This is a genomic window from Deinococcus grandis, from assembly GCF_001485435.1.
Classification (GTDB): domain Bacteria; phylum Deinococcota; class Deinococci; order Deinococcales; family Deinococcaceae; genus Deinococcus; species Deinococcus grandis.
In genome coordinates, this window is record NZ_BCMS01000001.1 from 741351 (window position 1) to 753422 (window position 12072).

General features: G+C 70.7%; 14 protein-coding genes. 12 read left to right on the forward strand and 2 right to left on the reverse strand.

What is annotated here, in order from left to right; all coding sequences use genetic code 11:
• Window positions 1-14 precede the first annotated feature (14 nt).
• The 3 genes from DEIGR_RS03715 to DEIGR_RS03725 all read left to right on the forward strand — a co-directional run bounded on the left by DEIGR_RS03715 (window position 15) and on the right by DEIGR_RS03725 (window position 4666).
• Window positions 15-1193 (forward strand): VWA domain-containing protein, encoded by a 1179-nt coding sequence (locus tag DEIGR_RS03715; protein ID WP_058975371.1) that lies wholly within the window; start codon window positions 15-17, stop codon window positions 1191-1193.
• A gap of 4 nt (window positions 1194-1197) precedes the next feature.
• On the forward strand, window positions 1198-2154 hold the full coding sequence (locus DEIGR_RS03720) for an epimerase (protein WP_058975373.1): 957 nt from the start codon (window positions 1198-1200) through the stop codon (window positions 2152-2154).
• Between the two features lie 94 nt (window positions 2155-2248).
• On the forward strand, window positions 2249-4666 hold the full coding sequence (locus tag DEIGR_RS03725) for a putative bifunctional diguanylate cyclase/phosphodiesterase (RefSeq protein ID WP_058975376.1): 2418 nt from the start codon (window positions 2249-2251) through the stop codon (window positions 4664-4666).
• On the opposite strand, the gene DEIGR_RS03730 is transcribed toward DEIGR_RS03725, so the two are convergent.
• Together DEIGR_RS03730 and DEIGR_RS03735 are read right to left on the reverse strand one after the other, a co-directional pair.
• Window positions 4649-5872, reverse strand: coding sequence for a hypothetical protein (locus DEIGR_RS03730; protein WP_058975378.1), 1224 nt, complete (start codon window positions 5870-5872; stop codon window positions 4649-4651). The two genes, DEIGR_RS03725 and DEIGR_RS03730, sit on opposite strands and share 18 nt — an antisense overlap.
• Window positions 5873-5909: 37 nt before the next feature.
• Window positions 5910-6416 (reverse strand): DUF4188 domain-containing protein, encoded by a 507-nt coding sequence (locus DEIGR_RS03735; RefSeq protein WP_058975379.1) that lies wholly within the window; start codon window positions 6414-6416, stop codon window positions 5910-5912.
• Window positions 6417-6484: 68 nt separating this feature from the next.
• Here DEIGR_RS03735 and DEIGR_RS03740 point away from each other — a divergent pair, with 68 nt between their 5' ends.
• The 9 genes from DEIGR_RS03740 to DEIGR_RS03775 all read left to right on the forward strand — a co-directional run bounded on the left by DEIGR_RS03740 (window position 6485) and on the right by DEIGR_RS03775 (window position 11879).
• Window positions 6485-7024 (forward strand): PadR family transcriptional regulator, encoded by a 540-nt coding sequence (locus DEIGR_RS03740; protein ID WP_058975381.1) that lies wholly within the window; start codon window positions 6485-6487, stop codon window positions 7022-7024.
• Window positions 7025-7155: 131 nt separating this feature from the next.
• Window positions 7156-7398, forward strand: a complete 243-nt coding sequence (gene infA, locus DEIGR_RS03745) for a translation initiation factor IF-1 (protein WP_012693978.1) — start codon at window positions 7156-7158, stop codon at window positions 7396-7398.
• 116 nt (window positions 7399-7514) lie between these two features.
• Complete coding sequence (gene rpmJ, locus DEIGR_RS19565) at window positions 7515-7628, forward strand: 50S ribosomal protein L36 (protein WP_012693977.1); 114 nt, start codon at window positions 7515-7517, stop codon at window positions 7626-7628.
• A 2-nt stretch (window positions 7629-7630) separates the two neighbouring features.
• Window positions 7631-8011 carry a 30S ribosomal protein S13 gene (gene rpsM, locus DEIGR_RS03750; RefSeq protein ID WP_058975383.1) on the forward strand — a complete coding sequence of 127 codons (381 nt, stop codon included), beginning with the start codon at window positions 7631-7633 and terminating at the stop codon, window positions 8009-8011.
• Window positions 8012-8014: 3 nt separating this feature from the next.
• Window positions 8015-8410 carry a 30S ribosomal protein S11 gene (rpsK, locus tag DEIGR_RS03755; protein WP_046843186.1) on the forward strand — a complete coding sequence of 132 codons (396 nt, stop codon included), beginning with the start codon at window positions 8015-8017 and terminating at the stop codon, window positions 8408-8410.
• Between the two features lie 136 nt (window positions 8411-8546).
• Window positions 8547-9167 carry a 30S ribosomal protein S4 gene (gene rpsD, locus DEIGR_RS03760; RefSeq protein ID WP_046843185.1) on the forward strand — a complete coding sequence of 207 codons (621 nt, stop codon included), beginning with the start codon at window positions 8547-8549 and terminating at the stop codon, window positions 9165-9167.
• 14 nt (window positions 9168-9181) lie between these two features.
• Window positions 9182-10183, forward strand: coding sequence for a DNA-directed RNA polymerase subunit alpha (locus DEIGR_RS03765; RefSeq protein ID WP_046843184.1), 1002 nt, complete (start codon window positions 9182-9184; stop codon window positions 10181-10183).
• Between the two features lie 27 nt (window positions 10184-10210).
• Window positions 10211-10561 carry a 50S ribosomal protein L17 gene (gene rplQ / locus DEIGR_RS03770; protein ID WP_046843183.1) on the forward strand — a complete coding sequence of 117 codons (351 nt, stop codon included), beginning with the start codon at window positions 10211-10213 and terminating at the stop codon, window positions 10559-10561.
• Between the two features lie 232 nt (window positions 10562-10793).
• Window positions 10794-11879 (forward strand): GGDEF domain-containing protein, encoded by a 1086-nt coding sequence (locus DEIGR_RS03775; protein ID WP_058975384.1) that lies wholly within the window; start codon window positions 10794-10796, stop codon window positions 11877-11879.
• The last annotated feature ends 193 nt before the right edge of the window (window positions 11880-12072 follow it).

Consider the following 12072-nt stretch of genomic DNA (forward strand, 5'->3'; position numbering starts at 1 on the left):
GAGGGAGGGGAGCGATGACCACAGAGGAACGCACGCGCCGCTGGCGGCTGGTGCTGGGCGGCGGGGACGCCGACGGGCTGGCCGCGCAGGAGGGGACCGAGGTGCCCCTCACGCTGGAGGACCGCCGGATGGACGCCGCGCTGGCCGGGCTGTACGACCCGCCCGAGGGCGAGCGGCGGGGTGGGCTGGGGGGGAGTGCGCCGCGCGTGGCGCGCTGGCTGGCGGACCTGCGCGAGTTCTTCCCGTCCGACGTGGTGCGCGTGATGCAGGCGGACGCGATCGAGCGGCTGGACCTGCAGCAGCTGCTGTTCGAGCCGGAGATGCTGGACGGCGTGGAGCCGGACGTGCATCTGGTGGCGACGCTGGTGTCCCTGAAGGGCGTGATGCCGCCGTCGGCGCGGGACGCGGCCCGTTCGGTGGTGCGGCGCGTGGTGGACGACCTGACGCGCCGCCTGGAGGAACCGACCCGCGCGGCGGTGACCGGGAGTCTCAGTCGCGCGCAGCGGACGCGCCGTCCGAAGGCCGCGGAGATCGACTGGCCGGGCACGATCCGCGCGAACCTGCGCACGTACCGGCCGGAACTGGGCACCCTCGTCCCTGAGCGGCTCATTGGGCATGGTCGGCGGCGGCGGAGCCTGCGGGACGTGGTGCTGTGCGTGGACCAGTCGGGCAGCATGGCGGGCAGCGTCGTGTACGCCGGGGTGTTCGGCGCGGTCCTGGCGAGCCTCCCGGCGCTGAGCACGCGCGTGGTGGCGTTCGACACGGCGGTCGCGGACCTGACCGAGCACCTGGGCGACCCGGTGGAGTTGCTGTACGGGCTGCAACTGGGCGGCGGGACGGATATCAACCGGGCGCTGGCGTACTGCCAGGGCGTGATCGAGCGGCCCGAGCAGACGGTCCTCGTGCTGCTCAGCGACCTGTTCGAGGGCGGTAACGAACGCGAGATGCTCGCCCGGGCCCGCGCGCTGCGCGAGAGCGGCGTGCTGGTCGTGGCGCTGCTGGCCCTGTCGGACGACGGCGCGCCCAGCTTCGATCACGGCGTGGCGCGCGCCCTGGCGAGCCTGGACATCCCGGCGTTCGCGTGCACGCCGGATCACTTCCCGGGCCTGCTGGCCGCCGCGCTGCGCGGGGACGATCCGGGCGCGTGGGCGGGCGATCAGGGACTTGTGGTCCGGGGGAGCGGCGTAGGGTAACCGTATGACGCAGCGTCTGGTGGTCGCGGGTGGCAGCGGGTTCCTGGGTCGGGCGGTGGCGCGGCACTTCACGGCGCTGGGGTGGGAGGTCGTGATCCTGTCGCGGTCCTGCCCGGCCGTGCCCACTCCCGGGCGCTGGGTGGCGTGGGACGCGCTGCGGCAGGGCGAGTGGGTGCGGGAACTGGACGGTGCGTCGGCCCTGCTGAACCTGGCGGGGCGCACCGTGAACTGCCGGTACAGCGCGGCGAACATGCTGGAGATCTACACGTCCCGCCTGGACAGCACCCGCGCGCTGGGCCGCGCCCTGGCCAGCGTGGACCGCCCGCCGCGCGCATGGCTGAACAGTTCCACGGCGACCATCTACCGGGACGCCCGCGACCACCCGCAGGACGAGCTGGGCGGGGAGCTGGGCACGGGCTTCAGCGTGGATGTCGCCCGCCGCTGGGAGGCCGCGCTGATGGAGGAAGCCCTGCCGCACACGCGGCGCGTGGCGCTGCGCACCGCGATGGTGTACGGCGTGGGCGCCGGGGGCATCATGGAGACGACCGACCGCGTGGTGCGGCTGGGCGCGGCGGGCGCCATGGCCGGTGGGGGGCAGATGGTGTCGTGGCTTCACGAGCGGGACTTCTGCCGCGCCGCGCAGTTCCTGATCGACTCGCCGCCCGAATCGGCGCTCGAAGGACCGGTGAACGTCACCGCGCCGCAGCCCCTCCCGAACGCCGCGTTCCTGCGCGCGTACCGCGACGCGTGGGGCGTGCCCTTCGGCGTGCCGTCCACCGCCGCGCTGATCGGCCTGGGCGCCGCCGTGATGGACTCGGAGGCGGAACTGCTCCTCAAGAGCCGCTGGGTGGTGCCCACGCGCCTGCTGGACGCGGGCTTCACCTTCGAGCACCCCGCGTGGCCGCAGGCGATCCGGAATCTGGTCGCGCAGGCCCGCCGGGAGGGGCACGCCGGACACTGACCAGCACGGGCGGTCTTCACGTCGCCTGTGGGCGCGGCGTTCAGAAGCCTGTCAGCCGCGCGCGCCTATGGTGGGGGCAGGAGGCAACCCGCCCGTGGATCACCCTGCCCTGCCCGTGCCCGCCACCCGCGCCGACGTGGACCGCCTGAACGACGAGGCGGACGCGGTGCTCATGACGTCCATGCAGCGGTCGCGGGAACTGGCCGGTGAGGCCCTGACGCTCGCCTCTCGCCTCGCGTACGAGGCCGGGGAGGCCCGAGCGCGGATGCTGTGCGGGTACGGGCACTACTTCCTGTCCGAGTACCCCGAGGCGCTGCGGCTGTTCGATCAGAGCGAGGCGCTCGCCGCGCGGATCGGGGCGCTCGCCACGCAGACGCGCGCCGTGAACGGTCAGGCGATCATCCTGGTCACGCAGGGGCAGTACGGGGCGGGCATGGACCGGCACCTGCACTGCCTGCAGCTGGGGCAGGCGAGCGGGGACCGGGTGGCGCAGGCGCGGTCCCTGAACAACATCGGGAACCTGTACCTGGACCTGCGGGATTTCGACACGGCGCTCGCGTACCATCAGGACGCTCTGGCGCTGGCCCGCGACCTCGGGCATGACCTGATGGTGTCCAGCGCGTCCATCAATGCCGCGCTGGATTTCACTTATCTGGGCCGGTTCGCGGAGGCGCTGGCGCTGAACCGCGCGACGCTGGCGGGCGCGCAGGCGCGCGGGTACCGGCAGCACGAGTTCCTGCTGCGCGCGAACATGGCCGCGAGCCTGCTGGGCCTGGACCGCCCGGCCGAGGCGCTCGCGGAGGCCGGACGGGCGGTGCGCGGCAGCGAGGATCTCGGGGACCGGGAGAACCTGTGCGACGCGCTGGTGATGCAGGGCCGGGCGCTGCGGGCCCTGCGTGACCCGCAGGCCCGCGCGGTGCTGGAGCGCGCCGCGGCCCTCGCGGACGAGCTGGGCGTGAGTTTCCGGCAGACCGAGGCGCACCAGGAACTCTCGGGGCTGCTGGAAGCGCACGGGGACGCCGTGGGGGCGCTGCGGCACGCGCGGCTCGCCGCCGAGCTGGACCGCGAGGCGCTGACCGAGGCGCTGCGGCGCCGCACGGAGGTCACGGCGGCGCAGATCAAGCTGGAGCAGGTGTCGCACCGGGCCGAGCAGGAACGGCGGCGCAGCGCCGAGCTGACCACCGCGAACGTGGCGCTGCAGGAGGCCCAGGCGCAGCTGGCGCATCAGGCGCGGCACGACGCGCTGACGGGTCTGATCAATCGCGCGGCGTTCGAGGCGGAACTGCACGTGTCGGTGCAGGGCAGCGCGCCGGTGGGGGTGCTGTTCATCGACCTGGATCACTTCAAGCAGGTGAACGACACGCTGGGGCACGACATGGGGGACGTGCTGCTGGTGCAGGTGGCCGAGCGGTTGCGGCGCGCGGTGCGCGACGGGGACCTCGTGGCGCGGCAGGGCGGGGACGAGTTCACGGTGCTGCTGCGCGGCGTGCGCTCGCACGAGGAGGCGGAACTGGCGGCCGGGCGGCTGCTGCGTTCACTGTCGGCGCCGGTGGTGCTGGCGGGGCGCGAGTGGACGGTCACGGCGTCCATCGGGGTGGCGGTCTTCCCGGAGGACGGGCGGGACGTGCGGACGCTGCAGAAGAACGCGGACCTCGCGATGTACGAGGCCAAGCAGGACCGGCACGCGGTGCGGCGCTTCCACGCGGACCTGAGTGCCGCGGCGCTGGAGCGCGTGGAGCTGGAGCAGGCGCTGCGGGCGGCGCTGGACCGCGCGGAGTTCTGCCTGCACTACCAGCCGATCGTGGACGCCGCGACGGGTGAGGTGCGGGCGCTGGAGGCGCTGGTGCGCTGGCGGCACCCGCAGCTGGGGCTGGTCCCGCCCGGGCGGTTCATTCCGCTCATGGAGGGCACGGACCTGATCGTGCCGCTGGGTGCGTGGGTGCTGCGCGAGGCCGCGCGGCAGTTGCAGGTGTGGCGCCGCGAGCGGCCCACGCTGCGTGTGTCGGTGAACGTCGCGCCGCGTCAGCTGGCGCAGCCGGGTTTCGCGGAGGTGGTGCAGGCGGCGCTGGACGAGTTCGGCCTGGACCCGCAGGCCCTGATCCTGGAGGTGACCGAGGGCGCGGTGCTCGGCCAGGACGGCGAGGCGCACGTGTCGCGCGTGGCGGAACTGGGCCTGCCGCTCGCGCTGGACGATTTCGGTACCGGGTACTCCAGCATCAGTCGCCTGCACCGCCTCCCGGCCCGCTGGCTGAAGATCGACCGGTCGCTGATTCAGGATCAGGACGCCCCGCCGCCCGCGCGGTCGTCCCGGCCGATCGTGCGGGCGCTGATCACCTTCGCCCACGAGGCCGGGGTGCAGGTCGTCGCCGAGGGTGTCGAGCGGCCCGAGCAGTGGCGGGACCTGCGCGAATGGGGCTGCGACCTGATCCAGGGGTACTTCGTGTCCCGCCCGGCCGCCCCGGACGATCTGGTGTGGGGGCCCTGGCCGCTATCGTCAATCCAGGCGGACTGACCAGCCGGCCGGCGTGACCTGGATGGCATCCCCGGGCAGGTCGAGGGTCAGGGTGGGCGTGCGGATCCGCCAGCGTCCCCCGTGGGCCGTGGGTGCGGGCAGGCCGCGCAGCGTCACCTCGTGCACGTCGAACAGGTCCGGGCCGCGCGTCAGGACGGGATGGCCGACCGTGAGCAGTTCCGCATCGGGGCCGCGCACCTGAACGTGCCGGGCGTGCAGGAACATCCCCGGTCCCACGGCGTGCAGGTTCATCGGGTCGAACCCGCCGAGCCGCAGACGGCCGGGGCTGCTCAGGTGCAGCGCGGGGCCGGGCTGGGCATGGAAGGCCGCCAGTCGGGCGCTCAGATCCGCGTCGTGCGCGTCGGCCGCAGCCTGCGCGGCGCCTTCCAGGTCCGGGTGGGGCGCGGCGGGCAGGGGAGACCCGACCTGTCCGGTCAGCAGGTCGGCCAGAGGGTGCCCGGCCAGTACCTCGCCGGTCCATGGGGTGCCGGTCCGGTCGAGCAGGTGCGCCAGGGCCGCGCCGCTGCGGTAACTCCAGAAGCGCGGGGTCTGCTGGGGTGCCCCGTCCGGGTCGAGGTCCGGGTACTCACTCAGGAAGCGCGTCTCGACGTACTGGGCGAGGCCCTCGGTGGTCTCCATGCGCGTCTCGAACGTGCGGTGGGCCGCGTCCAGCTGCGCGTGCCGCCGGGAGCGCCAGTGCAGGGTGTGCCGCGCCGGGGTCGCCCAGTCCCCCGCTCCTGCTCGCAGGGCCACTCGCAGCCAGTGGGTCTCCTCGGCGCGGGCGTGGCGGACCTCCGCCCCGGCGGGGTAGGTCAAGGCGGCCAGTTCGGGGGCGGGCCACGCGGGGGACGGCGTGGCGCCCTGGTACACGTGGAAGGCCTCGTGGATCAGCGTGGCGGCCAGCGTCCGCGCCGCCTGATCGGGGTCGCCGGGCAGGGACAGGTCAGGCAGCAGCACGCCCGCCGCGCCCAGGCCGCCCGGCAGGGTGACGGCGGTGTGCGCGCTCAGCGCCGGGTGGCGGCCCGGCCACACCCACGCTCCGTCCACGTGGGTCCAGCCGTCCTCACCCGGATCGGCGTGGTTCAGCCACGTGCGCGTGCCGTCGAAGGTCAGCAGCGGCGTGCGCTGCGGCGCGAAGCCGGGCCAGAGGGCAGGGGCCCGGGCGATCAGGGTCAGGGCGCCGGTCAGCGCGGCGGGCGGGTGCATGCCGTCAGCGTGACACGCGGTGGGGCGGGGGCGCGGCTCAGGTGCCGGCCCCCACGGTGGCGGGTGGTCCGGTCAGGCGGCCCTGGGCGCTCTGGCGCCGACCGGTGGCGGGGGTCAGGGTCCCGGCGCGGCCCAGGCCGAAGGGGGGCATGTCCACGTACATGGTCTCGTACGCGCCGGGCTGGATCAGGTAGGTCTCGTGCCAGATGCCGACCGCGCCCGGATGGCGCTGCGCGGCCTGGTTGAAGGCGCGCCACGCGGGCAGGTGGGCGTGGTCGCGGGCGTGCGCGTAGGCGTGCAGGTGCTCGGCGCTGCGCCAGTACTGGATCAGGGTGCCGCCGTGGGTCTGACCGCCCAGCAGGCCCAGTTCTGGGTGGGCCTGGAGTTCGCGCAGCATGCGCGGCATGGCGCGGAACACCGGCAGCCACGCGGGGACGTTCCAGGGCTGGTTCACGCGGGCGCCGATCAGGAACACGGCGAAAGGTCCGTCCAGTTCGGCGGTCAGGCGGCTGGGGGGGAGCTGCGGGGTCGCGCTGCGGGTCATGACGCCTCCTGACCGTCCAGATCAAATAGTCCATTCTGGACGGTCTGATCCGATGGTACGCTCCGGGTATGCCGGACGCAACCCTGGGCCCCTCCGCGTTCATCGTGCTGGGCTTCCTGAACCACGCGGGACCCGCCACCGCCTACGACCTCAAACGCTGGGCGGACGACTCGGTGGGCTTCTTCTGGACCTTCCCACGCTCGCAGCTGTACGCCGAACCGCAGCGCCTCGTCACACTGGGCCTGCTTACCGAGACGCAGGAGGATTCAGGGCGTCGCCGCCGCCTGTATTCGGTCACCGACGCGGGCCGCGCCGCGCTGGAGGGGTGGCGGCGCAGCCCTGCCGGGATGCCCGAACTGCGCGACCCGGGCCTGCTGCGGATGTTCTTCACGCCTGAAGACGATCACGCCGCCCTGCGCGACCTGGCCGCCGGGCAGCTGCGCCAGCATCAGGAGCGGCTGGACACCTACCACGCCATGATGCAGGCCGACCCCTGCCAATTGCCCGACCGACCTCCGTTCACGCGCACCCTGCGGATGGGTGAACTGTACGAGCAGGCCTGCCTGACCTTCTGGCAGGAGGTCCTCGATGCCCTACGTCCCGAATAGACGAACGCTTCTGGGGCCACTGGTGAACTCGCCCGGCCGACGCCCGCTGCGGCCTTGCCGTTCCGTGAGGGGTCATGATACCTTTACGTTTGGCTTGTATCAGGCCTGGAGGTTGCGTGGCGAGACGAAAGATGCCGGAACAGCGGGAAAAGCGTAAGAAGGAAGAGTCCGATACCGTGCGGGCCGAGGGCGTGGTCGAAGAGGCGCTGCCGAACACCACGTTCCGCGTGAAGCTCGATACCGGGCACGACATCCTGGCTTACATCAGCGGCAAGATGCGGATCCATTACATCCGCATCCTGCCCGGGGACCGTGTGGTTCTGGAAATCAGTCCCTACGACACGACGCGCGGACGCATCGTCTACCGCAAGTAAAACCCGGGCCGAAGTACCCAACAGATTCCCCGCCCGCAGAGGTGGGAGGGGGGTCGAGCGCTGCCAGCCGCGCACCCATGATGGGGCGCGCGGCGCGGCGGCGCGAGGAGGAAGCAATGAAAGTTCGTAGCAGTGTCAAAAAGATGTGCGACAACTGCAAAGTGATCCGCCGCCATGGTCGCGTGCTGGTCATTTGCTCCAACGTCAAGCACAAGCAGAGGCAGGGTTAATCATGGCGCGTATTGCTGGCGTTGACCTGCCCCGCGAAAAGCGCGTCGAAATCGCGCTCACCTACATCTACGGCATCGGCCTGACCCGCAGCAAAGAAGTTCTGGAACGCACCGGCATCAACCCGGACACCCGCGTCAAGAACCTCAGCGAAGGCGAGCAGAGCACCCTGCGTGAAGCCATCGAGAAGACCTACAAGGTCGAAGGTGACCTCCGCAGCGAAGTCGGCCAGAACATCAAGCGCCTGATGGACATCGGCGCCTACCGCGGCCTGCGTCACCGCCGCGGTCTGCCCGTGCGCGGCCAGCGCACCAAGACGAACGCGCGCACCCGCAAGGGCCCCCGCAAGACCGTCGCCGGCAAGAAAAAGGCCACGAGGAAGTAAGCCATGGCGAAGAGCACCAAAGGCAAGACCCCGCGCCGCGCCCGGCGCAACATCAGCGCTGGCCGCGCGTACGTGCACGCCAGCTACAACAACACCATCGTCACCATCACCGACCTCGACGGCAACAGCGTTGCCTGGAGCAGCGGCGGGACGATCGGCTACAAGGGCAGCAAGAAGGGCACCCCCTACGCCGCCCAGCTGGCCGCCGCTGACGCCGTCAAGAAGGCCCAGCAGACCTTCGGCATGAACATTGTCGACGTGATCGTGCGCGGCAGCGGCTCCGGCCGCGAGCAGGCCATCCGCGCCATCCAGGCGTCGGGCATCGAAGTGAAGTCCATCATGGACGACACCCCCGTGCCGCACAACGGCTGCCGCCCCAAGAAGAAGTTCCGCGCCTAACGCGCACGCGCGCGCCCACCTGCCCCGCCTCCACCGTCCCACGTGACGTAAGCCCCACCACAGGCAACGGAGGCGGGCAACAGAGGGCCGCAGACCCGGCCTCCCCCCAGGGGAAGCGCCGCAAGGAGAGTAAGACATGGGTCGTTTCCGTGGATCGATTACCAAACTCAGCCGCCGCGAAGGCATCAACCTCGCGGAGACCGAAAAAGTCCAGAAGTACCTGGACAAGCGCCCCTACGCGCCCGGCCAGCACGGCCAGCGCCGTGGCCGCGGCCGCCCCAGCGACTACAGCGTGCGTCTGCGCGAAAAGCAGAAACTCGCCCGTCTGTACGGCATCGGGGAAAAGCAGTTCCGTAACCTCTTCGAGGAAGCGGCCAACGTTCCCGGCGTGACCGGCACCGTGTTCCTGCAGCTGCTCGAACGCCGCCTAGACAACGTCGTCTTCCGCATGGGCTTCGCGAGCACCCGCCGCCAGGCCCGCCAGTTCGTCGGCCACGGCCACATCCTGGTCAACGGCAAGAAGGTCGACATCGCCAGCTACCGCGTCAAGATCGGCGACGAGATCAGCGTGTCCGACCTGGGCCGCAAGATCGGCTTCATCCAGGAAAACATGGAAGCGCAGAAGCGCCGCCGCGTGAGCCCCTGGGTCGAACTGGACGCCGAGAACTTCAAGGGCACCTTCTCCCGCCTCCCCGCGCGTGAAGACCTCGCCCTGCCCATCAACGAGAACTTCATCATCGAGTACTACTCGCGCTAAACCAGGAGGCCCCAGTGGATCAAAAGCGCCCTCAACTCAAAGCCCGCGTGGACGGCGACTACGGCGAGTTCGTCCTGGAACCGCTCACCCGCGGCTACGGCGTCACCATCGGGAACCCCATCCGGCGCATCCTGATGTCCTCCATCCCCGGTACCGCCGTCACCAGCGTGTACATCGAGGACGTCCTGCATGAGTTCTCCACCATTCCCGGCGTCAAGGAAGACGTCATCCAGATCATCCTGAACCTCAAGGAACTCGTGGTGAAATTCCACGCGACCGGCCCCAAGACCCTCACCCTGCGCGCGCAGGGCGAAGGCGTCGTCAAGGCCAGCGCCTTCGAGGTCCCCAGCGACGCCGAGATCGTCAACCCTGACCTGGTCATCGCCAACCTCGCCGAGGACGGCAAACTGGTTATGGAAGTGCGCATCGAGGAAGGCGAAGGCTACGTCCCCGCGGACAAGCACGCCACCAAAGACCGCATCAACTCGATCCCCGTCGACGCGATGTTCTCCCCCGTGCGCCGCGTGGCGTACCACGTCGAGAACACCCGCGTGGGCCAGCAGACTGACCTGGACCGCCTGATCCTGCGCGTCTGGACCGACGGCAGCACCAGCCCCCAGGACACCCTGGACAAGGCTGTTGAGATCCTGCGTGAGGAACTCACGGTGTTCGGCAACGTGGAGACCCTCCCCGCCGCCGCCCCCGAGTACCAGCAGCCCGTCTACACCCCCGCGCCCACCGCGCCGAACGTGTACGACCTGCCGCCCAGCACCGCCAGCCTGAACCTGAACCCCGGCGACTACCCCGCCGAGATGGACTCCCCCCGCGTGACCCTCGAGGGTCTGGGCCTCACCACCCGCGTGCTGCACTCCCTGAAGGAAGAAGGCATCGACAGCGTGGACGCCCTGTGCGCCCTGTCCGACCGCGACCTGAAAAAGGTCCCCGGCATCGGCGAGCGCAGCCTCGACGAGATCAAGCAGCAACTCGCCCAGTTCGGCCTCGCCCTGCGCGACTGAGCCGACTGAACCCCAAGGAGACACACCATGCGTCACGGTAAAGCCGGTCGCAAGCTCAACCGCAACAGCAGCGCCCGCACCGCCCTGGCCCGCGCCCAGGCGACGGCCCTGCTGCGCGAGGGCCGCATCCAGACGACCCTCACGAAGGCCAAAGAGCTTCGCCCCTTCGTCGAGAAACTGATCACCACCGCCAAGGGCGGCGATCTGCACGCCCGCCGCCTCGTCGCCCAGGACATCCACGACAACGCCGTGCTGCGTAAAGTCATGGACGAAGTGGCCCCCAAGTACGCCGAGCGTCCCGGTGGCTACACCCGCATCCTGCGCGTCGGCACCCGCCGCGGTGACGGCGTCACCATGGCCCTCATCGAACTGGTCTGACCCCAGACCCCCGTGCCCGCCCCCACCCACCGGTGAGGGCGGGCACACCCATTGGCTGTCATGGCAGAATTCAGGAGTATTGAAGGCTCCCTTCGATACTCCTGAACGAGCAGAGCGAGCACCTGAAAAAGACAGCGGTTGGAAGTGGAATTGAGGGGCGTGCCCCTGGCCCCTCAATGAAACTGAACACCGCTGTCAGGAACCTGCCAGAGCACGCATGCTGAGATGACCCATGACCGACCGACCCGACCCGGCGCGCCCGACGCTGGATCACGCCTCGTGGAGCCGTCACCAGTACCACCGGATGATCCTCCCGGGCGGCGTCGTCGCCTTCGCGGCGCCGCTGTGGCTGCACCACCAGCAGCCGTTCCTGGCGCCCTTCGACCAGCAGGTGCTCCCGCTGATGCTCGCCACGTACGTGCTGCTCACCGCGCTGAGCTGGCTGTCCCTGCCGCTCTTCTGGCTGGAATGCGCGATCATCGTGCAACTGGACGGCTTCGTCACGTGGCGCGTCGGTGCGGTGCTGTTCACCCCCGACCTGGACGCCCGCGCGGCGCAACTGGCCGCCACCCTCCCGTGGGTGATCGTGGCGCTGCTGATCACCAGCTGGGTGGTGCCCGAACGCGCCAGCCTGTCCGTGAACGGCATCGTCGTGGGCGCCATCGCCCTGCTCGGCGTCGCCTGGTGGCCCGCCCCACCCTGGACCGCCGAGCAGGTGCAGCTCATGAACGTCCTGCTGCAACTCCTGATGGCCGCCGCGACCGTTATCGTCGCGCAGACCGTCGTGCTGCGCCGCCACCACCTGATCAGCGTCCGCGCCCGCCAGGCCCTCCAGGAGGCCCACACCGACGTCCTGACCGGTCTGCCCAACCGCCGCGCGCTGCTGCACGCCCTGGAGGAACACGCCCACGACCAGCGGGGCGGCCTGCTCGCCGTGGGCCTGCTGGACGTGGATCACTTCAAGCTCATCAACGACCGGCACGGGCACGCCACCGGGGACGAGGTGCTGCGCCGGCTGGCCGTGCACCTGCGCAGCCACCAGCACGCGCAGCAGGCCGGTGTCGTGGGCCGCTACGGCGGCGAGGAATTCCTGCTGATCCTGCGCGTCCCCGACCCCAGCAGCGCCCACGACGCCTGCGAACGCCTGCGCCGCCGCCTCGCGAACGAACCGCTGCACGGCCTGAACGTTACCGTCAGCGTCGGCCTGGTCGTCACAGCGGTTTTCAGTTCCATTGAAGGGCCAACAGCACGCCCTTCAATTCCACTTCCAACCGCTGCTGAGGACGGCTACTCGCTTCGCTCGTTTCAGGTGTGTTGAGGGGTTTCCTCAGCACACCTGAACACCGCTGTCAGTCCTGTCCCCGCCCACATTCCCACCCTGCTCGACGCGGCCGACGAGGCCCTGTACCACGCGAAGAACACCGGGCGTAACCGCGTCCACCGCGCCGACCTCGACCCGGGCGGACTCACCACGATCTGAACGGCGTCGACCTGAACGGCGTGAGGGGGAC